Source organism: Mucilaginibacter sp. 3215 (assembly GCF_050433785.1).
Classification (GTDB): domain Bacteria; phylum Bacteroidota; class Bacteroidia; order Sphingobacteriales; family Sphingobacteriaceae; genus Mucilaginibacter.
Window position 1 is genome coordinate 317,494 of the sequence record NZ_JBNPWO010000003.1, and the last position, 23,700, is coordinate 341,193.

Below are 23,700 nucleotides of genomic sequence, written 5' to 3' on the forward strand. Positions count from 1 at the left end.
GCTGAAAAGCTTTTCGCCTTTTTTATTAATAGCCTTAGGCTTTAAGCTCTAATCAGCCAGTTCCCTTAAATCAACAGGGACAACGCGGGAAATCCCCTGCTCAACCATGGTTACGCCGTAAATAACATCTGTACTGGCAATAGTGCGTTTGTTGTGAGATACAATGATGAATTGAGAGTCTTTGGAGAAGGTGCGGATAATGTTATTGAACTTATCGATATTGGTATCATCAAGCGGCGCGTCAACCTCATCAAAAATACAGAAGGGTGCAGGCTTTAGTAGGTACAGCGAAAACAGTATAGCCGTTGCCGTAAGGGTTTTTTCCCCTCCTGATAGTTGGTTGATAGATAATGGTCGTTTACCTTTTGGCTTCGCAATGATATCAATATCCGATTCGAGCGGATGATCAGGATCGGTTAGGATCAGATCGCATGAGTCCTCTTCATTAAACAGTGAGCGGAATACTTTGATAAAGTTTTCGCGCACCATAATAAACGCGGTCATGAACTTATCTTTCGCGGTGTCGTCAATCTCCTGAATAGTAGCTAATAATGAGGCTTTGGCTTCGCTCAGGTCTTTCTTTTGCGCCTGGATAAAAGTATAACGTTCGTTCATTTCGTTATAGGCCTCTACCGCCATTGGGTTTATGGCCCCAAAATCATCCAGTTGTTTTTTCAGCTTTTCAGCTTTTTCCCGAAGGTCCTGTTCGCTTTCACCCTCGGGCACTTCGCTTTCGGGCAGGTCTTCAATATCTATATTAAATTCAACCGAAAGACGCTCTTTCAGCGCATTCAGGTCTATCTTTAAATTATTTCGTTCGTCGCGCAGCTCGTTCTCAATAACTTCGCTGTTTTCTTTTTTACGCCTTAATGAGCTTACCTGGTTCTCATTTTCGGTTATCAGGCCGCGCCATTGATAGTATTCCTGTTCGGCTTGCTGTGTAGCCTTTTCCAGGTTTTCCTTCTGCTCATACATTTCGAGCAGGTTATCGTCGGAGTTATCGGCCAGCTTCAGGTTTTCCTGTATAGCAACTTTTACTTTTTCAAGCTCGCTGCTATTTTGGCGGATACGTGTTTCAAGGCTTTCCTGCTGGGTATCACGATAGTCAAGGTCTTTCATTAAACCCGATACCTTATTTTGCTGCTGATGAAAACGGATGTTTTCCTGGTTGTAGGCGTTTGACTGTACGGATACGTATTCGTTCAGTTCATTAAAAGCCATCTGCTTATCGGCCAATAAATCACTTTGAATCTGCCGCTGGGTTTTCAGCTCGGCCAGTTGCGGCTGCAGGGCAGCCATTTCATCTTTGATCCCTGCAATTTTGCGGGCGATATCTTCCTTGCGGTTAAGGCTGTTCTCAATAAAGGTCTGATACTGCTCCTGGCGGGTTTTAACAGTAATAAGTTCATTATTTAACCTGTTCAGGATCTGTTGCTGCTCATTGATCTCAGCTGCCTTGGTTGACGAACGTAAAGCAGCAAGTTTGTTCTGCAATTCATCAGATTTTGCACGGAACGTCCCTATCTGGTTCTCTATCCCGCGAATCTCTTTGGCTAAATTTTCCAGGTTTTTTGCACGGCCGATCCTTTTACCCTCAAACAAACCCACCGACCCACCGGCCATGGTATGTTTTGATTTATTGAATTTACCGCTTTTACCTATCAGCACTACCCCCTGCGGTAAAACTTCACTGTTGATCTGGCCCTCCTTATCGTCATCAACAAGGTAAACACCCCTAAGCAGGTAATTACAAAGTGGCAGGTAATGTTTATCAACCTCAATAACACTCAGCGCAGGGATAGCGCCTTCCTTTTCGAAGCTGATTTGTGCGGGCGCTTCATCAGCGTAGTTGTTCAGCACAAAGAAGTTTGCGCGCCCTTTAGCCGAATTACTGAGCAGGTTGATGGCCTTCACCGCGTCGTCATAGCTTTCAACTACGTAATAGTTCATGAGCGGTTCAAGATAGTTTTCGATGGCTACACGAAACTCCTCCTTACAAAAAAGCACATCGCTAAACAGCGGTGCATTTTTGGCCCAATCGGTATTCTTTTTCAGGAACCTTATTGACTCCGGGAAACCTTCCAAACTATCAACCATGCTTTTGGTAAGGTTGTATTCGTTTTGCTTGGCATCAAGGCGGCGGCTCTCTTTTATAATGGTATCCTTAACCGAATTCAACTCGACATCGGTTTCGGCAATTTGTTCTTTTAACTTATTTTCAAACTCGACAGCCTGCTGAAACTCATCATCAAGCGTTTCCTTGCGGTATTGCAGCTCGGCAACCACCTGGTTAAAGTGCGAAAGCTCCACCTCTTTATTGGTGGTATCTTCCATATTCCGCTGGCTTTCCTGTTCTAAAGCCTGTTGCTGGATCTGTAAGATGTCCAGATCCTTTTCGGCTTTGTAAGCCTGGTTTTGCAGGCGGGTGTTGACATTGTTAAGCTCGTTTAGCTCGTTACGTGCTTCGGTTTGCTGTGCCCGTAATTCGTCAACAGCCTCCTTTAAATCAGTTACCCTGCTTTGAATAGTTTGCAGGGTTTCGTCCTCAGTAGTCTTTTCCTCGCTTAAACGCTTGATATTGTATAATACGTGGTTCAGCTGGTTTTTGTCCCGTTCTAACTCTTCAGTCAGACGCGATTCTTTATCCTGCTGAAACTTCAACTGTTCATTCTTGATCTTCTTTTCGCTTTCGTAAGCCCGGATCTTTGAAACAAATTCGTTAGTAGTTTTTTGCTGAACAGAGAGGTTCTTTTCTTTGGTGATACTATCCAGCTTCTGCTGTTGCAGCGTTGCTTCCAAAGTATCAATCTGGGCTACGATATCACCTTTCTCGGCTTTGTGCTTTAGCTCCTGCTCCTCTATCTTTTTCAATGATTCGCTGAAAGCCACGATCCTGAACGAAGCCAGCATAATGCTCAATGTTTTATACTGCTCTTTGAGGCGATAGTATCGTTCAGTTTTCTTCGCCTGGTTCTCCAGCGATTTGAGGTTCTTCTCAATCTCAAATAGCAGGTCATCCACACGGGCCAGATCAGCCTCTGTCTCTTTCAGCTTGCTGAAAGTTTGCTTTTTACGAAGCTTGTATTTGGAGATGCCCGATGCTTCTTCAAACAGGTTACGGCGTGAGCCCTCCTTGTTGGTAATGATCTCATCGATCATCCGGAGCTCGATAATAGAATAGGAATCGGAGCCGATACCCGTATCCAAAAAAAGATCGGTAATATCCTTTAAACGGCACTGTACATCGTTAAGTCGGTATTCGCTTTCGCCTGTGCGATAAAGTTTACGGGTAAGCGTTACCTGCGAATAATCGGTAGGTAGTACGTTTTTGGTATTATCAAAAGTGAGGGAAACCTCGGCAAGGTTAGCTGATTTACGGCTTTTGGTACCGTTAAAAATAACGTTATCCATTTTTTCCGAACGGAGCATCCGGGTGCTTTGCTCACCCAAAACCCAACGGATAGAATCAACAACATTTGACTTACCGCAACCGTTAGGGCCTACAATAGCGGTAACACCCTCATTAAAATTGATGGTTATTTTATCGCCGAAACTCTTGAAGCCCTTGATTTCTAAACGGGTAAGCTGCATTTAATTTATTAAGTACCTTGCAAAGTCCAAACCTCCAAAGTAATTATAAATAATTAAGTTTTTAAATATATTTTGAGGTTAAAGGTAAAAGGATAAAGGCAAAAGGTTACTGGCAGGGTTTGTATAACGTCATTGCTTTGTTCCTACCGATGACAACTCAAAAAGGGTGTCATACTGAGTTCCTCGAAGGATGGTGGGCAGGCCTCTGCACTCAACCGTTCGGTAACTCAGGGTGACAACTCCTTTTTTGCCATTTATCTTTAGCGAGCCGGACTTTTACATATTCGTAATGACAATTTATAATTTAAACCCTTATCTCCCCCTTCAAATAAGTAACCGCTTTGCCACTCATCAACACGCGGTCGCCTTTAAGCTCGCACCAAAGTTCGCCGCGGCGGGCTGAGAGCTGATAGGCATGAAGCGTATCTTTACCCAGGCGTTTTGCCCAGTACGGGATCAGGTTACAATGTGCAGATCCGGTAACCGGATCTTCAGGAATACCTGCGCCGGGCGCAAAAAAGCGGGAAACAAAATCAGAGTTTTCGCCAGGTGCGGTAGCTATGATACCCACAGTATCCATTTTTGACATGGCAAAGAAATCGGGCGTAAGCTCCCTGATATCCTGTTCAGTTTCATAAACAATAAAGTAATCGCGCGAGCGCAAAAAGGCTATAGGCTGCTTTTCGCCAAGCGCTTCGGCCAGTCCGTTCGGCGCCTCAATGGGGATTGGTGGGCGCGACGGAAAATCCATCGTATATTTATCGCCATCACGCTTTACGGCGAGCGTTCCGGCTTTTACAGTTTCAAAATGAATGGTATCACCCTCATAGCCCAGTTCCGAAAACAGGATATGTGCCGATGCCAGCGTAGCATGCCCGCAAAGGTCAATCTCATACTCCGGTGTAAACCAGCGCAATTTGTAGCCATCCCCGTTTTTCACAAAAAAAGCGGTTTCGGCAAGGTTATTTTCAATGGCTATCATTTGCATGGTAACATCGGGCAGCCATTCATTAAGCGGGCAAATAGCCGCCGGGTTACCGCCAAAAAGCTTATCGGTAAACGCGTCGGCCTGGTATATGGGGATGGTCATAAAAATATTGTATTTTAGCTAATATAGCGAGGTGCGCGTCAAAATGCAAGAATATGAGAATCAAGATGCGAGAATACGAGAATCATGATGCAAGACTATGAGAATCAAGATACGATACTGTAAGAATCAAGATCTTTATCACTCAGGATCTGTAATTATATTTTTCCCGCTTCTTAATTCTTTTCTCTTGATTCTTACCTCTTGGTTCTTATTTCTTGGTTCTTATCTCTTGATCCTTTTCTCACTCGATCCATAAAACGGAATTACCTGAATTATATTGGTTAGGTTCGTAAAGTTTATTGCCCGGGTCTATCATCCATTTATCATCCACAATAAACTTGTACAGTTGCTTGCCTGGTTTCAGGTAAACACTTACCGTCCACTCTTTACCGTTAAAAGCAAGTGTGTAACCAAAATCATCAAAGTTATTAAAACTGCCCGCTAAATGAACGCTCTTAGCATTATTAAATCCGCTTAGCTTAAACGTATAATTTGGCTTCACCGAAATATATGAATTAACAACGCCGCCCTCCATCATATTACGAGGGTTTTTGGAGTCGGTGATCCAGTTATCATCCACAACAAACTTATAGCCATAATTGCCCGGCGGAATAATTAAGGCCGATGCCCAGCCCGTTTTGGTTTTGGTAAGCGGGATCAAGCCAAGCTCCCAATTATTGAAGCTTCCGCCTACGTACACTTTTTTTGCGCTGGTATAACCATCAAGCTTAAACACAACCGTTTCGCCAAGGTTCAGTATTGAGTTTGTATATCCATCAGCGGCCTGGATCTTATTGGGATTAGCCGGGTCGGTGATCCATTTGCCATCAACCAGGAAACGATATGCCTGTGTACCTTCGTGCAGGTAAAGCTGTTTTTGCCAGCCTTTGGGACTTTTCTCGAGGACGATATTGTTAGGGTCCCAATCATTAAAGCTCGCCGCCAGTGTTATTTTACGGGCATTGACGTATCCGTTCAGCTTAAAAGTGTAGTTATAACGAAAGTATATCGAATTATCGTCATTGTCGCTCACCAGGTTATTATAACGGTCGCTGATCCAATGGCCATCCACAATAAATTTATATTCATATTTGCCGGGTTTCAGCTTTATGTCGGCAATCCAACCGCTGTCGGTTTTGGCCATGATACCTTTAAGGGTGCTCCAGTTATTGAAGTTGCCTGATAGCAGTACCCTTTTACTTTGGGCGTAGCCGGGCAAAAAGAAACGGGTTAAACCAGATGCTAATTCATGAACAGTGACTTTAGCAAAGTTATTGATACCGAAATTAACATCAGCCGGATACCCCGGCGACTCATTATCATTGTTATCTATTTTAGTAGTTATCAGGTAAGGAGTAACTTGTGGGTTCAGGTTAAGGGCCTCAAGCGGCCTGTCGAACTCTATTACATTTCCCTGTTTTTCGGCCATTGTCCAGCCGTCTTTTTTCAGGGCGGTAAAATCGCCCTTCAAAATAGCAGCGGCATTTGCACCTTTTAACCCGGCTTTTTTGAGCAAGCTATCTACCTCCGCTTTAGTCGACCGCATATCAATGAGCAGCCTCAGGTTATCGCCGCCCATAACCAGCTTACCGCGTTTTTGCGCGCTTGCAGACAAAGCCATGCAAACCATCGCAAAAAAAACAATAACTATATAGGCCCCTCTTTTCATTACTGATTATTGTAAATGTACATTTCAAATTCTTTTTTAACAAAGTTGATAGTGAATATGCCCCTTACAAAGAAATCGTAACCCAATACACCATCTATTGTGTAACCATAAGCGTTCCCCATTTTTTCGAGATTGGTGATCAGGATCCGGTTTTTCATATACTTGCGGTCGCCCACAACCAGGTTATCAAAACGGGTATAGATCACCTCGATAGAAGTACCGCCAATCCCCATAATTTTTGAGCGGCTAACTACCTCCATATCGGGCATTAGCTTTTTTGATCTCCTGTAATCGAGCAAGCTGGTTTCTGCGGCGCTGTCAAAAGCGAACCAAAGCGAATTATCGTTAACAGTACCCTTCATTAAAATAACATCATTAAGTATGCGGAAAGGGCTTACCATAAACCGGTCATGAAATACTTTCTCAGCCGGAGGGATATTGCCGTTTTCGTCAAGCTTTTGAATATATAGTGTATTACGGAACAGATCGATTGTAATGGCAAAATCTGAAAATAACCGGGTACCCAGCAATCCCAATATTTTGATCCCTTTGCTGTTTTCGATAGAAGACAGATCGGTAACATCGGCCCTGAGCCTTGGATAATGTAGGTCAAGGATGTTAAAATTACGGATATAAGTAGTAAAAGAACTGCCGGCAACGCCGTTGATTCCTGCAGATTCCTGCTCAGCTACGTGTGGCAGATCCCTAAAATAGGTTTCATTTAAAACCAGGTACGGCGCGCCGGTATCCAGCACAAAATTACCTTCAAGGGTATCGATCTGGGCTTCAATAACAATCAGGTTACCAGCTCTTTTTATGGGGATGACCAAGGTTTTAAAATCGCCGGTTGGTGAAGGATCCGGGTTTGGTTGTACGTTTTTAAAGGTGATGCCATTAATGGTCGTTTTCCCGCTTCCCGCTGCACCCAAACAGCAGAAAGTTAAAAAAGCGAACAATAAGTAAACCCTGAACATGGTATGAAGTATATACCTGTCAGACCCTCGTTTTACACTTTAAGTTACACCTCCCGGCATTTAAATAATGTGATTAATATAGCCGTGCCTGATCAGATCATCAGGGCTGTTGATGGCTTTGGTGCTCCCGTCGGTAATTAGTACTATTCTATCGGCCACGTCAAGGATATTATAATACTGATGATCGGTAACAATGATACCTTTTACCTTAGCGCATTTACGAATGATACCCTTAAACATTTCCGCCTGCACCGGCGAAACATGAGTAAATGGCTCATCGAGCAATATAAAATCTGCCCGGCTGTAAATACACATCAGGGTTTCCAATTGCCTGAGTTCTCCGCCGGATAGCTGGCCGGGCTTTTTGTGATGATGATCCTGGTAAATTGACAATGAGGTAAATTCATCAGTAAATTGAGGGTCGATAATGGTACCAGCAAGGCTTTGGATCTTTATATTTTGCGGCAGATAATTGTGCTGGGGCAAATAAGCTACCCGACCATCGTCATAACCTTTATAAATGTGTTTATCGTCGATGCTGACGTGCTTGTAAGTTGGCTTCAGGCTACCGAAAATAACCCGCAGCAGCGATGACTTGCCACAGCCGTTGCGGCCAAGCAAGCCTACCACCTCGCCCTGGCGGCAATCGAGATAAATATCCTGTAAAATTTTGCGTCCATCAAACTCGAGGTGAACGCTGTCGGTTTTTAAAATATACTGACCCAATATTTTACCAGTTTTAAGAGTGATAGCAGTATTCCGTAGGCCATGGCATCGCACGTAAGGGCGTACAGGTATAACTTGTCGATCCCGTAACCTGCATTACGGAAGTAGAAGAAGGTTTTAGTTGAGTTGTAATTATAATACCGGAACCCGATGATTAAACCATAACTCATTATTTTAAAAATGTATGATTCTACAATATTAACCTCTCCGCGAAGCAAATAGTAGATGCAGATCATGTTGATGGTCATGCACCATAACGACATCGATTTATAAAAATACCAGGTAATTTTTATGGTGTTACGCATTCAGCTAATCATGACAGGTGAGCTAAAATAACGCAGGTTATGGCTTAAAATTTTCCCCGTAGATATTTCTATTTTATTCACCTGCAGATTCTCCTGGCGGATGGGTTCAGCGATGCAGCAACTGCAGACACAGTTTTTGATGAGCCAGCACTTACTCCATACTGATGTGTTGTTCCACCTGCAAAACGGGAAATGCTCATTTTCATGTTTACGTCCACGCTTATTTTAGCGTTGCTATGTGAGCGCGGATGCTTGAAGGGAATTGCATATTCCCCTTGCTCACAAACCTTATTCAACCCGATCCTTTAGCGCTGCTTCCCAGCCTATTATTGCGTTTTTACGAGTACTGCCCCAATGATATTGACCGATTTCGCCGGTTGATTTGATTACCCGGTGGCAAGGGATCAGGAACGCTACGGGGTTATTACCTACCGCTGTGCCGACTGCGCGATAAGCATTTTCGCTACCTGCTTTTCTGGCAAGTGAGGCATAAGTGGTCAATCCGCCGGGAGGTACTTTCAATAACGTCTCCCACACCTTGATCTGGAAATCGGTTCCTTTTAAATGCAGCTTGATCTCATCCAAACGACTCCAATCCTGGGTAAAAATAAACAAGGCGTTCTGCTGGATCCTGTCAACTAACTGGTTGAATACCGCGTTAGGAAAACTTATCTTCAGTTGCTCCAATGCCTTCTCTTCGCACTCATCAACAAAAGCCATATGGCAAATCCCCTTAGCGGTCGATGCTACAATCACCTTACCAAATGGTGTATCAGCAAACGAATAGTTGATGTGCAGCATGGCTCCGCCGTTGCGGTATTCGCCAGGGGTCATACCTTCTACCTTAATAAAAAGGTCATGCAGCCGGCCACCTCCCGAAAAACCTGTCTCCAGCGCGGTATTAAAAACATTCGCGTCTTCATGTTTCAAGATTCCCTTGGCGTGCTCCACACTCAAATATTGCAGAAATTGTTTTGGGGTTACCCCTGCCCAATCTTTAAACATCCGCTGAAAATGGAAGGGACTTAAATTAACATGTTCCGCAACTTCATCCAGTTTAGGCTGTGCCTTAAAATTCTCCCTGAAAAAGCCAATTGCGTCGGCTATGCGGGTATAATCTATCTCTTGTTGAGTTTTCATAAAGCCTTTTTTTAAATAAATTCAATTGTGTTTTTTACTATTTATAACACAAAGGTACCGGCCTCGCCCATGCTCAACAATCCGATTCTTGCGGAGTTTTCAGGCGATATGCTCTTCGATTATCTTGCTTAAAACTACCGCATTATTCAATTTCGGCTCTTTTGAAGAAAACACCAGCGTCACTGTTTTATGCTGCCTGATATAATCTACCAATTCATCCAAAACCTTTGCACCCTCAATTTCGGCGCGGTACTTTTGGTTAAAGGCTTCAAATTTTTCAGGATCATGGTTATACCATTTTCTTAGTTCGTTAGATGGTGCTACATCTTTAAACCACTTGTCAATCCGTTGGTCTTCCTTTTTTATCCCCCGCGGCCAAAGGCGGTCCACCAAAACCCTAACGCCATCTGCCTCGGCATCCGGCTCGTAAACCCGTTTAAGTTTAATCTCCATGATATGTATTTAATAATTTCTCTTCGATGGAACTGGCAGTATAAATTCCGCAAGAATCGGATTGCCCGCCAATCTTCCTAACGATAGTTTTGATCCTATTCAAAATAACAAAAATGACACCGGAACAAACACTTAAAGATCGTATCAAAAATCTTGATTGGGATCAAATTAATAAAACATTACATGACAACGGTTTTGCAATTGTTAAACAGGTTTTAGGTGAACGCTACTGCGATACATTAATCAGCGATTATGACGCGGATGCTTACCGCAAAACCGTCAACATGGAGCGCTACAGATTTGGATACGGCGAATACAAATATTATAAATACCCGCTGCCTGCAATTATAACCGATTTAAGGGAGAGTGTTTATCCGTACATCGTACCTGTCGCCAATAAATGGATGAATGAACTTGGTTTTGACAAACGATTCCCCGGCACCCATGAAGAAATGAAACAGTTAAGCCATGAAGCCGGGCAAACCAAACCCACAGCCCTGATATTGCAATACACAGAAGGCGGATTTAACACCCTGCACCAGGACCTTTACGGCGAAGTATATTTCCCCATCCAAATGGTTTTCATGCTCGACCAACATAACAGAGACTATACCGGCGGCGAATTTGTAATCACCGAGCAAATTCCGCGGGCACAATCAAAAGTTAATGTACTTACTCCTGACATGGGTGATATGGTTTTATTTACCACTAACTTTAGGCCGGTAAAAGGCAGCAAAGGTTATTACAGGGTAAATATGAAACATGGAGTAAGCCCGGTTCACAGCGGTAAGCGCCATAGCCTGGGCATTATATTTCATGATCCACTTTCTTAAACACATTGATGTAATTTTAACCGATGCTGCAGAACCGCGTAAATCCATTTGGCCAACTCATTAAAACTCCCGAACGTGGCGCCTGGCTCGGTAACCGCGGCGTAATACATAATGAGTGCAAGGAGATAGTACGCCCCTTTAAAATCAAAGCATGGATAACCTGCGTTTTGGAGTTCAGGGGCCGCCATCGGGAAATCATGCAGCCCAACCGGTGGACGGAACTATTCTTCCTTGACGAAGCTACCGCATTTTCGGCCGGGCACCGCCCTTGCTTTCAATGCCGGTATAAAGACCATCAAAAGTTCAAACAGTTTTGGCTAAAAGGAAACCCGCAATATGGTTTCGATATGAAAACACCAGTATCCAAAATAGATGACATTTTACAGGCCGAGCGAATTACCGCCGATAAGTCAAAAGTTACTTATGACGAAAATATAAGGGCATTGCCAAACGGAACTTTTGTGATTCATGAGGGGCGGCCATATTTGCTTAAAGATGACGAGTTGCACTTGTGGAGCGCCGTGGGATATGAAGAAGGAATAGCATTACCCCATGTGGATAAACTGCAGGTGTTAACTCCCCGTTCTTTTGTGAATATGTTTAAAGCAGGATATGCACCGCAAATGAGTATTTAACTTATAATGCTAACAAATATCAGGGATTAAATAATTTCCAATGTCCTTCGGTAACAACCTCAATTACTCCATCGACAACTTTAATGGCGGTTTGATCGTCAATAGCGTATGATGGTACAGGTATGGAAGCAGCCAGTTTCTCAATATTTGCCAGTGAATTCTCAGGGAACCATTCGTAGTCTAAATGAGGGTGAATAGCAAAATCAACAACATTCAGCGACTTATCACTGTTAGCCGGTAACACATGGTTGCCATAGGTTGTGCCAAACCGGGTCATGATCATACTGCCGGCACTTAAACCTACGTATACCATTTTATGCAATAACGATGGCAACAGCTCTGCCAGGCCGGATTGCTGCATCCAATAGGTCAGATATTGGCAGTCGCCTCCACCTACCAACAAGGCATCAGTTTCATTGAGCATATTAACCCAAAGTTCTTGTTTGATGCTTGGCAGCGCCGTTAGCTCCAGCAACCCCAGCGATTTCCAGCCTAATTCGCAAAAAGGATCGCCTAACGATCCTCGAATTACTCTTCGTACTATGTCGCCGCCATTAGGAATGGCATATATCGCCGTAGGGACAAAAAGGGCATTCGATTCAGCAATTGGCTTGCCCAATAGTTCAATGAGCGCATTTTGAATGCTCATATTGCTTATACCGGCAGAAGTGAGAAGCAGCTTCATATTTGTTTATATCGTGATTGTGCGCAATAAGCTTAAGGTTAACAATGTAATTCAAAAAGTAACCGGGCTTATAAATAATTCATTTGATTATTTCACCCATTATAATGTAGCCGCACACCCGCATGCCGGCTTTCAGAAGAAGTGCCTTAGAAGCGTGATTATTGACGTTGCACCGGGCTGCAGGAACCCTATTTAACCGGTAGGCTTCCTTTTTCAACTCCTGCATAAGGAAAACGCCATATCCTTGTCTTCTTAAATCTTCCTTTACTTCATAGTAAATATCGATATAAGGGAAATTATAATTCCAGATAAAACCACCTGTAGCAATAACTTCACCATCTTTTTGTATACTGTAAGCATTCCATTCGTCTGCATTTTTACTTTTTACAAACTGCGCATCATCTATTGCAAATGCCGTTTCAAAAGCCGTTTCGAACAGAATAGCCTCGGCATTGATGTTTTTTGTTAGTTCAAACGCCATACCCGCAAGTAAGATATCATTGGTTTGGCATTCTACAAAACTGGCACCCGAGGCTTTTATAAATTGCTGAAAGATCTGCCTGGCATGCTTTCTGAAAGGTTTATCTAAAAAGAACTCACATATAGTATCCCTTTCCTCGCGTTTATCTTTTCCCCATACCGAACCATAACCAATGGGGATGTCGTTATCCTTAAAAAGATAAGTGTCTACCCAGCCTGCACCATGACATTTGTTATACACAAATTGAAATTTTGCTTCTGCAAGAAATAACCGGCGATGCGATTCAATATCTATCTCCTGTACTTTTACAACGTCAAATTTCATTTGCACATTAAAATTAAACTACTAAGCATAAATATACCAAATAACAAGAATTAGTAGTATCGAAGCCGGTAAGGAATTCATGTTCTAAACCATATTTCGATATCAAACTAACAGTGTTTTCAGATACAAAAAGCTTGCAAAGCCTCTTCCATCCATTCAATCCCGCAATTCGTCGGTACAAAATTTCAAATTAAGGCCGCGCGACTACCTTTACACCGTCAAATAATAATTTGATCAGTGATAAGGTTTAGGTGACAGCCCCCAAGCAGCGAGTGCAAGGGGGCTTTCTTGTATAATCCACTCATTCTTATTTTTTGGTAAAACGCGCCGCTTCCCTCCGTTTATCTATACAATTTCCCAATTCACCGACACATGGTTGTTAAAACTCCCGCTCATCTTCACCTTTGATTTATAATTCAGAAGCAGGGACACTGAATTATAGTTTTTTTCGTATAAGATGAAGCACCTGTGCAATGTACAGGTGCTTTTTTTAAATTAGATGCTGAAATATGTGCCAGCCAGTAGCTTCGGCATTGATGAATAAAAGAATCTTAAAATAAAATGATCCGCTCAAAAGCAACCACTTTTTTCATTCATGCTGCAGGCTGGCTTGTGTTTTTAGGGTTCCCGCTATTATTCATGAACCGCACACAGCAAAGCAGCGCCGGCACCTATGCCGTCCTGTTTTCACCTTACTACTGGCTGTTTTGTCTCACCTATATTTTTATGTTTTACCTGAACGCCTGGTACCTGGTGCCTAAGTTCGTGTTCCGTAAAAGATATGTCTGGTATGGGCTTATTGTGCTATTACTTTCAGGCTGTGTTTACTTTTTGCAGCCTTTTGATAACCTGCTTCTTCACAATCTCATTAAAGGGAATAAACCTGTAGCAACAACAGCCCCCAATCCGCAGCCTATAGGACCGCAAATTACACCAACGGGGATTGACAGCTCAGCACCTGATCAGCAAAATATGCCTTTCGGCCCGTTGCCGCACGAAGATCTGCGGATGCAGGATCCCAGCCTTAAACCCACCAACCGAATTATTTTCATTCATCAATCCGGTAATATTGATATGGTAGGCTTATTTATTTTTATCATTGTGATGGGGCTGAGCGTTGCCATTGCCACGGTTCAAAAATGGCAGCTTACCGAGCAGATGGTTACCCGTGCCGAGGCCGAAAAAGCCCATGCCGAACTCTCTTTTCTTAAAGCCCAGATCAATCCTCATTTTTTATTCAATACGCTGAATAATATTTATGCCTTATCGGTCACCAATAGCGAGCATACTTCCGAGAGCATCATGAAACTCTCTAACATCATGCGCTATGTAACCGATGAGGTAACGGAGGATTTTGTTTTGCTGCAAAACGAAATTGATTGTATCAATGATTATATCGATCTGCAACGCCTGCGCCTCGGCAAAAAAACAAAGCTTGATTTTGAAGTTTCGGGCAAGATTGACAATCAAAAAATTCCGCCCCTGATACTAATGACCTTTATTGAAAACGTTTTTAAATATGGCGTAAGTAAACACCAGCCATCAGTTATTAATATTTGCTTAAGGGTAAACGGCAACCAAATGCTGTTCATCTGCAAAAATACCATTTTCGAAAAACGACCTGACACCGAACGGAAAGGGATTGGCATTGCCAATAACCGTCAGCGCCTGCAACATATTTACCCTAACAAACACCGGCTTGACATCAGCTCGGCCGATGGCAATTTCACTGTCGAACTGGAGATTAACGCTTAAAACTATCTATTATGCAGTTAAAATGTGTAGCTATTGATGATGAGCCACTGGCCCTTCAGATAATTGAAAAATATGTAGCTGGCTATCCCGCGTTAACATTGGTCAATACTTTTGAGGATGCTATATCGGGCGGGGAATACCTGAAAATGAACAAGGTAGATGTGCTGTTCATAGATATTAACATGCCTGATATTACAGGTATCGACCTGGTAAAATCATTGACTGATAAACCAATGATCATTTTTACCACTGCCTACAAAAATTATGCATATGAAGGTTACGAACTGGAGGCGGTTGATTACCTGCTGAAACCGATCAATAACCTGCGCTTTGACACAGCGGTTCAAAAGGCAATTGGCTATTACCAGTACAAACATACCGATACCCCGAATGAAAGCGATTTCCTGTATGTGCATTCAGAATACAGACTGATCAAGATCAACATTAAAGACATTGAATATATTGAAAGCATGCAGGATTACATCAAGATCCATATGCTGGGCGTAGCCAAACCCATACTAACGCTTATGCCCCTGAAAAGTGCAATTGAAAAACTGCCTGCATCAAAGTTTATCCGTATTCACCGCAGCTTCGTGGTAGCGCGCGATCTGATCAGGTCTATCCACAACCGCAAGGTAAAACTAACCGACGTAGAGCTTCCTGTAGGTACAAACTATACCGATTTTATCAAAAACTGGCACAAATAATCAATTCATCGGCACATTAAAGGCGTTGAACGACACATTATTTTATAGCCCCTTAAATAGCCTCAACTTTATATTATTAAAATTGGCACTAATCCTTAAGTCATGAAAACAGCAGGCGATAAAAAAACCATCTTAGTACTTGATAAAAACAGCCGGATGTTATCGGTAATTGATGACATTATGTACTATGGTGATTTTAATGTGCATTTAACTTTTGACCCTAATGCTATATATGATAAAGCTAAAATGATTAATCCGGATTTGATCATTTTGGATTATTTGTTGGTAGATAACGATTGTGAACTGGTTTGCCGGGACTTTAAGGACGATAAGCAACTATGCAATGTACCTATCATTATTGTAACCGCTTTTAAAACAAAAAAAGCACAGGCCGACTCTTATAAATGCGATGCCTTGTTTGTAAAACCGCTGGATATGGAAGTGCTTGCATCAAGGATAGAATACCTGATGGCATCCTAAAGCTGGTTTTGTAAACTCATATAAACCTGCTAAGTTTAGCTTTTATTAATTAAACAACTCTGCACTTATAAAATGAAACTCAAGAGCAACATAGCCACCAGCGAAAACGGGGTTATTTTTAACCCTGCCACCGGCGATTCATTTTCCGGTAACGGTATGGCGGCAAAACTGCTTGAGGCTATGAAAAGCGGCAAAACCGAAGATGATATCAAGCAGGATATTCTGAGCAGATATGAAGTGAGCGAAAGCCAGCTTAACAGGGATTGGGATAATTGGATGCTGCAGCTAAAAGAAGCAAACCTGCTCGAAATTTAAGGATGATGCCAAACAAGTACGCTGATTTATGTATTGCTGTTACCGGGCTTAATGCCAATGACAATCCGGGTCCTGGGATGGCGGTCATCCGTTCTTTAAAAGAGTGTTTTGGAGATAATTTGCGCATAATTGGACTGTCGTATGAGTCGCTGGAGCCCGGGATTTATCTGCGGGGGTGGGTAAATAAAACTTACCAGATCCCCTATCCAACCGAAGGTACGACAGCCCTTGTTGAACGTTTGGCATATATAAACGGACAGGACAAACTTGATCTCATTATCCCCAACTTTGATTCGGAGCTGTTCAATTTTATAAAGATAGCGCCGCAATTGCAGCAAATGAGCATAGCAACTTATCTCCCAACACATCAGCAACTGGCGTTAAGAGATAAGCTGAACCTAAAAAATTTCGGCACAAAAAATGGCTTTTATGTGCCTGCCGATCATAAGCTTTACACTACCGACGATATTAAAAAAGCGGCTGATGAGTTCAACTTTCCTATGGTAATAAAAGGCAAGTTTTATGAGGCTTATGTTGTATACACGATGGATCAGGCATTGAAAGCCTTTCATCAATTGTATGCAGCCTGGGGCGTGCCGGTAATAGCCCAGCAATACATCAAGGGCAACGAAATCAACATAGCGGCACTTGGCGATGGTAATGGCAACAACATCAGCTTGGTGGCTATGCGCAAGCTTTATATTACCGATAAAGGGAAGGCCTGGGCGGGCGTTACCATTAAAGATGATAAGCTTACCCAACTGGCCGACAACTTTGCCCGCGCAAGCAACTGGAAAGGGGGCTACGAAATGGAGGTCATGAGCGATGCAGAAGGGCATTTATACATATTGGAAATTAACCCCCGGTTTCCGGCATGGGTTTATTTAACTGCCGCCGCAGGCCAAAACCAGCCTGCGGCATTGGCTAAAATAGCGATGGGTGAAACCGTTGAACCCTATGCCGATTACCAGGCCGGAAAACTGTTTGTCCGGTATTCGTGGGACCATATCGCCGACATCGCCGATTTTCAGCAGATTTCGGCGTTTGGCGAATTATAATTTATAACGATGGAAAAGCTGCCATACGAGAAACCATATATAAAAAAACTACAGGCCGGTGCCCTTAACAAATTCGGCTCCCGCACCGGGGTGCAGCCCGTTAAAAGCATCGATGGCGTTTCTGTAAAAAGCCTTATCGAAAACTACGGTTCGCCGGTGTTCGTATTGTCCGAAAAACAGATCCGCAAAAACTACCGGGCTGCATACCGCGCTTTTAGTACCCGCTACCCAAAAGTACAATTTGCATGGAGCTATAAAACCAATTACCTCAACGCCGTTTGTCAGATTTTTCACCAGGAAGGCAGTTGGGCCGAGGTAGTTTCAGGCTTTGAATATCGTAAAGCTTTAGGTAATGGCGTACCGGGCAACAAGATCATTTTTAACGGACCGGGCAAGTCCATCAATGATTTACAGCTGGCCATCGAACATGATTCGCTAATTCATATTGATCATTTTGATGAGCTTAACCAATTACTTACTTTAGGTAAAAACATGGTCAATAAACCGCGTGTGGCCATCCGTATAAATATGGATACCGGCGTTTACCCACTTTGGGACCGCTTTGGTTTTAACTATGAAAATGGAGAAGCCTGGTCGGCAGTTACGAAGATCACAGGCTCGGGAAGTCTGCAATTGGTGGGCCTGCATTGCCATATCGGTACCTATATGCTCTCTGCCGATGCTTATGGTATAGCAGCTAATAAACTGGCCGAACTGGCTGTTCGCTGCCAGACCGAGCTTAATCATAAAATAGAATATCTTGATCTGGGAGGCGGTTTCCCCTCAACCAATACATTGAAAGGTGCTTACCTGCCGGGAAATGATACCGTGCCGACGATTGATGACTTTGCTGAAGTCATAACTTCAGCTTTGCTCAATTTTGGCTTTGCCAATGATGACCTACCACTGCTGATACTGGAAAGCGGACGCGTTTTGATAGATGACGCCGGTTACCTGTTGGGCACTGTTATCGCCAACAAACGTTTAGCCAATGGCAAAGGCACCACCATTGTTGATTTTGGGGTCAATATCCTGTTCACATCTTTTTGGTATGAACACCAGGTAAGCCCTGCTCAGGATTTTGCTGCACATACCGAAAACATGGTGATATATGGGCCGCTTTGCATGAACATTGATGTGATCAGGGAAAGCATTAACCTGCCCCTACTAAATCCCGGCGACCAAGTAGTAGTGCACAAGGTTGGCGCTTACAACATGACCCAATGGATGCAATTCATCACTTTAAGGCCTGCTGTTGTGTTGATAGATGAGAAGTTGCGTACGCATCTCATCCGCAAAAACGAAACATTGGAATATACTGCCGAACCAGAGTTAGTACCCGCTCATTTAAATAACAACAAGTGAAGCAAATTCCAGCATTCATAAAAACCATTATCAATTCTTATTCAGTGCTGTTTTTTTCGCAAAACCGGGTATTGGGGATTATTTTGCTGCTGGTATCATTTTTCAATCCGGTATCCGGCTTTGCAGGGTTGAGTTGCGTCATTTTCTCTTTGCTGATAACAAAATTGTTAAACCAGGATAACGAAGATTACCGGGTAGGAATTTACAGCTTTAACAGTTTATTATCAGGGATAGCATTTGGCGCTTTTTTCCAGGTTAACGCCATGTTTGTGACCTGGCTAGTGGTTGCCTGTTGCCTGGTAGTGCTTGCTACCATCATTATGTCAAAGCGCATGAGTAAACCGGGTTTACCTATACTTTCACTGCCATTTATCCTGGTTTTCTGGCTTGTACTGCTGGCATCCAACAGCATCTTCAACACTGGATTATCACAAAAAAGCAGCTCCCTGCTCGAAGAAATTTACACTGGCCCGGGTAACCTGGCCGGCGCCGAAGGTTATCTTGCCACAACGTTACCAAAACTGATGAGCTTATTTTTCCGTTCATTGAGCGCAATTCTATTTCAGCATAATATCATAACCGGAATGCTTATTGCTATAGGGATACTTGTGCATTCGCGCATTGCATTCAGCCTGCTTATCATTAGCTTTTTAACGGCCTGCGGGTTTAACAACATCACAAATACCTACCCAGAGGGTATCAGCTATTACCACCTTGGTGCCAATTTAATGATGGCTTCAATGGCCATCAGCAGCTTTTTCACCATCCCATCGTTACGCTCTTACCTGCTGGCAATTCTTTGCATCCCCTTGGGTTTCATACTCATTAATGCCCTTACTACACTCATGGCCTTGCATGCGCTGCCTGTTTTTTCATTACCGTTTTGCGTGCTTAATATCAGCCTGCTTTATTTTTTAAAGTTAACCGGCCATCACCCCAAATTGCAGTTAACCATAGCACAGCATTACTCGCCCGAAAAAAATCTTTACCATGTTTTAAACCTGCAAAACAGGCTGAACGATCTGAAATACATGAGGCTCAATTTGCCGTTTATGGGCTATTGGACGGTTTCGCAGGGTTATAATGGTAGCATTACCCACAAAGGCGAATGGGGCCAGGCGCTTGATTTTGTGATTACGGATGATGAACAAAAAACATTTCAGCATCCCGGTACCCTTCCTGAACATTTTTATTGTTTCAATAAGCCGGTACTGGCCTGCGGCGACGGCATTGTAGAACAGGTTGTAAACCATATAGAAGATAACGACATAGGCGAGGAAAACCTGAAGGAAAACTGGGGGAACACCGTAGTGATACGCCACGCCGAAGGGCTTTATTCCAAACTCTCGCACCTCAAAAAAAACTCTGTAAAAGTTAAACCCGGCGATACCGTAAAACAAGGTGATCTGCTGGGTTTCTGCGGTAATTCGGGTCGGTCGCCCGAGCCGCATTTGCATTTCCAGTTGCAGGCTACGCCTTATATAGGATCTAAAACACTGCCTTATCCGCTCGCCTATTATTTTACCAAAAAAGCTGATCAAACCATCTTTGTAAGCTACAATATCCCAAATGAAAACGAATTAATAAGCAACCCCGAAATCAATACGCCACTCAAAAAAGCATTCGACCTGCAACCGGGCTTCGTATCTAAATTAGTTAACGGAAACGGCTCAACCGAAGAATGGGAAGTTTTTAAAGATGAATTAGGACAGTCATACATCTACTGCAAAACAACAGGTGCCGTTGCTTATTTTATTAACAATGGAACTATGTTTTACTTCACCAGCTTTTATGGCGATAAAACGTCGCTCCTCCACTATTTTTACCTTGCCGCATATAAAGTTATTTTTAACGATGCCGGGTATAGCCCGGCTAATGATGAGTTCCCGGTACCGCTTACCCATAACAAAACATTGCTTTGGCTGCAGGATTTTATTGCGCCTTTTTACCGGTTCATCAGCATAAAATATAAAAGCGGGATACAGTTAAAAAAAACAGGGTTAAACATTGTATCCAAACAATACCAGGAAATTGCAGGTAGAACATTGTCCCTTACAGAGGCAACCATTTTTGTAGATCATAGCAGCCTGCAAGCCCTCATTATAAATACAAACGGTCAGCATATTGAAGCACAATGGAGTACAGAAAATTAACCATACTTTTTGCCTTGCTATTTGCTGCTCTTGTAACCCGTGCACAAGATAATAAACTTGCCACGGCCGATAGTACCGCCGAACAATTGTACAATGCCGGCAACTGGAAACAACTTATCAGGTTTGTAAATCAATCGGTTGCTAAAAGTGTAGACTCTCCTACCTTGCGCTTTAAGGCCGGGTATGCTTATATGCTTACCGGTAATTATAAAGCGGCCATCTATCAGTTTAACCGGGTTTTACTTAAAGAGCCCCAAAATGTCACTGCATATTTGTATGCTTACTACTGCAACACCTATATCAACAACAATAACACCGCGTTTTACAATGCATCGCATTTAGACACAGCAACCCTGCGTGCTATCAAGTTATCACCCTTTGGTTTAACTGATGCGGTTTTAGAAAGCGGCATAAAATTGCCGAATAACCACGAACGCGACAACGGCTTTTTTGAACGCGCGGGTATCGGTTTAAGATTATCGTGGCGTTTGCAGTTGGATCAATCATTTATGTTTTTCAAACAGAATATATTCAGATCGGGCTATATTGATTACATTAACCAAACAGGCAAAACCGACCGCCAGTTTGAATATTATGCTAAAGCGAAATATTCTTTGACTAAAAACATCAATTTACTTGGCGCGTACCATTATTTACACACCAGCTACCGGAGCAATATTTACCAAAGTAACCTTGGGCTGTTAGGAATAAAATATGATACCCGCTACATTGATTTGCAGGGCGATGTTAATTTGGGCAAACTCATTAATAAAACCTTAAAACAATATGATGCCAAAGTGGATTTTTATCCACTGGGAAACTTGAATTTATACACCACAAGCAGGGCATCGGTACTGAATTTAAGCGGAGTAACGCATTTCATTTATAGCCAGTCGGTGGGATTTAAAGTGTTAAACAAAACGTGGCTGGAAACAGCCGCTACTTTTGGCAACCAGGATGATTACCTGGATGCAGACGGGCTTTATGTGTATAACGCCATCGATCCTACAAAATTTAAATGCGGTGAAAGCGTTTTTTATCAGTTAGGTAACCATGCCTTATTGAATTTAAATTACTTTTATGAAAAGAAAACAGACATTTACCGTGCTGTTAACTATAACCAAAACTCTGTTACGTTAGGTATAACATGGAAATTTTAAAGAAGACCTTTATTCCCATTTTTTTATTTGTATTTGCAGCACAATTGCAGGCACAGACAAATGTGGTGCTTCAAAAAGCTTTTCACAACAGTTATACCAATGAATTAAACAAAAACTACGTTGCTGCCATTGCCGATATTTACCCCTACTATTCGGAAAATAATTATGAGATAGCCATCAGGCTGGGTTGGCTTCATTACCTCAATAAAAACTACACTGCTTCGCAAACCTATTATCAAAAAGCAGTTAACCTGAAGCCCGGCGCTATTGAGGCTAAGTTTGGCTATATAAAGCCGCTCTCCTTTTTGCAAAACTGGGATAAAGTGCTGGAACAATATCTTGCTATCCTGAAAATAGACCCTCAAAACACACAGGCCAATTATTGGGCCGGCGTAATTTATTATAACCGTAAGCAATACGAACCCGCTATTAAGCTTTTCAGGGTAGTAGTAACGCTTTATCCTTTTGATTATGACGGCAACCATATGCTGGCCTGGTCGATGCTTATGGCTGGAAAAAAATCGGAAGCAAAACCTTTTTTTGAAAAAGCGCTGATCATCAAACCTGCTGATGCTTCCAGCACCGATGGCTTAGCCAGATGTAATTAGCCCGGTTTAAATTTTTCGTAGAGACGCATCACATGCGTCTCCGACAGCAAATTTGCGCATTAAATACCTTCATGCGCAAGACGCATGTGATGCGTCTCTACAACAAAAAACATATTCTTCATACGTCGATTTAAATCACTCATTTGTCGACACATTTCCCGACGGCCCGATTTTCCAAATTAATTTTAATTAAACCTGTCCGAAAAAAGGCAGCGCTAATTATCAATTTAAATTAATTCTATGAAAATGAAATCATTTTACGCCTCACTATTGATGGTCGGCACAATAATCGGCCTGGCATCATGTAAAAAGGAAAACGCTTCAAAATCAGCTTCGGCCGGCAGCGTTTCGTCATCAGCCGTCACATCAACCGGCGCCATCGCTATTAGCCTTGCATCGTCCGGAACTACTACCGACAGCGTTTATATGGTTGGCTGCTATGGCAAGCATGATACCAAAGACTCCGTTGCTTTTAGCACATTACCTACAGCTATCGGCACTTACCTTACAGCTAATTACAGCGGTTATACATTCAAAAAAGCATACTCCATTACTGATAGTACTAAAACAGTTATCAACTACATTGTAGTTATCAAATACAACAGCGCTTTGGTTGGCCTCAAATTCACTGCTGCTAGTACGTTTGTAAGCATCCTTGAGCAACGCGAAGGTGTTGACCTTAAAGGACCAGGATGGCACTTAGGCGGATTCTTTGATAATCGTGACAGTAAACACCGCGATACTATTGCTATTTCGGCCCTTCCTGCTGCTGTAAGCAGCTATTTTTCAACAACCTATCCAACAGATACTTTGTTGCATGCCTCTATCGCACCTGATAACGTATACATTTTGATAAGCCAGAACGGGGTACTTTACTCAACAACGGTAACCGCGGCAGGCAAACTTGTAAAACGTATTCAGATAGAAAAACACGATTTAAAACATGCTGTAGTAGCTGAAGCTAACTTACCGGCTGCTATTACCACTTATCTTACTGCTACTTATCCGGGCTACGTATTTGATAAAGCATTTTCTGAAAGCCCCGGCGGAACCCTGCAAGGTTACGTTGTGTTGATTACATCAAACAATACCAAATACGCTTTAATTTTTAATGCGTCTGGTACATTTGTCAGAGTCCTGCCTATCCACTAAACAATCAAGATTATAGCGCTGTTGGTAAGCCATGTTTTTAA

Annotated in this window: 22 protein-coding genes; 12 read left to right on the top strand and 10 right to left on the bottom strand. The window is 42.7% G+C overall.

Annotated elements, in window-relative coordinates:
- Positions 1-48: 48 nt before the first annotated feature.
- The 8 genes from smc to ABIC84_RS07875 form a co-directional block, all read right to left on the bottom strand.
- Positions 49-3,591 (bottom strand): chromosome segregation protein SMC, encoded by a 3,543-nt coding sequence (smc, locus tag ABIC84_RS07840; RefSeq protein ID WP_429263215.1) that lies wholly within the window; start codon positions 3,589-3,591, stop codon positions 49-51.
- A 304-nt stretch (positions 3,592-3,895) separates the two neighbouring features.
- Positions 3,896-4,681 carry a PhzF family phenazine biosynthesis protein gene (locus ABIC84_RS07845; protein WP_426581009.1) on the bottom strand — a complete coding sequence of 262 codons (786 nt, stop codon included), beginning with the start codon at positions 4,679-4,681 and terminating at the stop codon, positions 3,896-3,898.
- Positions 4,682-4,922: 241 nt separating this feature from the next.
- Positions 4,923-6,350 (bottom strand): hypothetical protein, encoded by a 1,428-nt coding sequence (locus tag ABIC84_RS07850; protein ID WP_429263216.1) that lies wholly within the window; start codon positions 6,348-6,350, stop codon positions 4,923-4,925.
- Positions 6,350-7,324, bottom strand: coding sequence for an aspartyl protease family protein (locus ABIC84_RS07855; RefSeq protein ID WP_426581013.1), 975 nt, complete (start codon positions 7,322-7,324; stop codon positions 6,350-6,352). Before ABIC84_RS07855 ends, ABIC84_RS07850 begins: the two co-directional genes overlap by 1 nt.
- Before the next feature lie 60 nt (positions 7,325-7,384).
- Positions 7,385-8,050, bottom strand: a complete 666-nt coding sequence (locus ABIC84_RS07860; protein ID WP_426581015.1) for an ATP-binding cassette domain-containing protein — start codon at positions 8,048-8,050, stop codon at positions 7,385-7,387.
- Complete coding sequence (locus ABIC84_RS07865; RefSeq protein WP_426581017.1) at positions 8,032-8,355, bottom strand: hypothetical protein; 324 nt, start codon at positions 8,353-8,355, stop codon at positions 8,032-8,034. Before ABIC84_RS07865 ends, ABIC84_RS07860 begins: the two co-directional genes overlap by 19 nt.
- A 288-nt stretch (positions 8,356-8,643) precedes the next feature.
- A complete protein-coding gene (locus tag ABIC84_RS07870; protein WP_429263217.1) occupies positions 8,644-9,495 on the bottom strand; it encodes a methylated-DNA--[protein]-cysteine S-methyltransferase in 852 nt (283 codons plus the stop codon).
- A 99-nt stretch (positions 9,496-9,594) separates the two neighbouring features.
- A complete protein-coding gene (locus tag ABIC84_RS07875) occupies positions 9,595-9,948 on the bottom strand; it encodes a DUF488 domain-containing protein (protein ID WP_429263218.1) in 354 nt (117 codons plus the stop codon).
- A gap of 113 nt (positions 9,949-10,061) precedes the next feature.
- Here ABIC84_RS07875 and ABIC84_RS07880 point away from each other — a divergent pair, with 113 nt between their 5' ends.
- Both ABIC84_RS07880 and ABIC84_RS07885 read left to right on the top strand, forming a co-directional pair.
- A complete protein-coding gene (locus tag ABIC84_RS07880) occupies positions 10,062-10,781 on the top strand; it encodes a 2OG-Fe(II) oxygenase (protein ID WP_429263219.1) in 720 nt (239 codons plus the stop codon).
- Positions 10,782-10,804: 23 nt separating this feature from the next.
- The gene (locus ABIC84_RS07885; RefSeq protein WP_429263220.1) at positions 10,805-11,416 is read left to right on the top strand and encodes a hypothetical protein; all 612 of its coding nucleotides are present in this window, start codon (positions 10,805-10,807) and stop codon (positions 11,414-11,416) included.
- 19 nt (positions 11,417-11,435) lie between these two features.
- Here the strand turns inward: ABIC84_RS07885 and ABIC84_RS07890 are convergent, their stop codons facing one another.
- A complete protein-coding gene (locus tag ABIC84_RS07890) occupies positions 11,436-12,101 on the bottom strand; it encodes a Type 1 glutamine amidotransferase-like domain-containing protein (RefSeq protein WP_429263221.1) in 666 nt (221 codons plus the stop codon).
- Between the two features lie 79 nt (positions 12,102-12,180).
- Positions 12,181-12,906 carry a GNAT family N-acetyltransferase gene (locus ABIC84_RS07895; RefSeq protein ID WP_429263222.1) on the bottom strand — a complete coding sequence of 242 codons (726 nt, stop codon included), beginning with the start codon at positions 12,904-12,906 and terminating at the stop codon, positions 12,181-12,183.
- Positions 12,907-13,467: 561 nt separating this feature from the next.
- Here ABIC84_RS07895 and ABIC84_RS07900 point away from each other — a divergent pair.
- The 10 genes from ABIC84_RS07900 (at position 13,468) to ABIC84_RS07945 (ending at position 23,659) form a co-directional block, all read left to right on the top strand.
- Complete coding sequence (locus tag ABIC84_RS07900; RefSeq protein ID WP_429263223.1) at positions 13,468-14,661, top strand: sensor histidine kinase; 1,194 nt, start codon at positions 13,468-13,470, stop codon at positions 14,659-14,661.
- Between the two features lie 11 nt (positions 14,662-14,672).
- A complete protein-coding gene (locus ABIC84_RS07905; protein ID WP_176623087.1) occupies positions 14,673-15,368 on the top strand; it encodes a LytR/AlgR family response regulator transcription factor in 696 nt (231 codons plus the stop codon).
- 102 nt (positions 15,369-15,470) lie between these two features.
- Positions 15,471-15,848, top strand: a complete 378-nt coding sequence (locus tag ABIC84_RS07910) for a response regulator (protein ID WP_090531434.1) — start codon at positions 15,471-15,473, stop codon at positions 15,846-15,848.
- Between the two features lie 72 nt (positions 15,849-15,920).
- Positions 15,921-16,163 (top strand): PqqD family protein, encoded by a 243-nt coding sequence (locus tag ABIC84_RS07915; protein ID WP_429263224.1) that lies wholly within the window; start codon positions 15,921-15,923, stop codon positions 16,161-16,163.
- 2 nt (positions 16,164-16,165) lie between these two features.
- A complete protein-coding gene (locus ABIC84_RS07920) occupies positions 16,166-17,221 on the top strand; it encodes an ATP-grasp domain-containing protein (RefSeq protein WP_090531429.1) in 1,056 nt (351 codons plus the stop codon).
- A 9-nt stretch (positions 17,222-17,230) separates the two neighbouring features.
- Complete coding sequence (locus ABIC84_RS07925) at positions 17,231-18,586, top strand: hypothetical protein (RefSeq protein WP_429263225.1); 1,356 nt, start codon at positions 17,231-17,233, stop codon at positions 18,584-18,586.
- A complete protein-coding gene (locus tag ABIC84_RS07930; RefSeq protein WP_429263226.1) occupies positions 18,583-20,739 on the top strand; it encodes an urea transporter in 2,157 nt (718 codons plus the stop codon). The genes ABIC84_RS07925 and ABIC84_RS07930 overlap by 4 nt, the downstream gene beginning before the upstream one ends.
- A complete protein-coding gene (locus ABIC84_RS07935; protein WP_090531423.1) occupies positions 20,721-21,899 on the top strand; it encodes a tetratricopeptide repeat protein in 1,179 nt (392 codons plus the stop codon). The genes ABIC84_RS07930 and ABIC84_RS07935 overlap by 19 nt, the downstream gene beginning before the upstream one ends.
- Positions 21,887-22,507 (top strand): tetratricopeptide repeat protein, encoded by a 621-nt coding sequence (locus tag ABIC84_RS07940; protein WP_090531421.1) that lies wholly within the window; start codon positions 21,887-21,889, stop codon positions 22,505-22,507. Before ABIC84_RS07935 ends, ABIC84_RS07940 begins: the two co-directional genes overlap by 13 nt.
- A gap of 246 nt (positions 22,508-22,753) precedes the next feature.
- Positions 22,754-23,659, top strand: coding sequence for a PepSY-like domain-containing protein (locus ABIC84_RS07945; RefSeq protein WP_429263227.1), 906 nt, complete (start codon positions 22,754-22,756; stop codon positions 23,657-23,659).
- Positions 23,660-23,700: the final 41 nt, after the last annotated feature.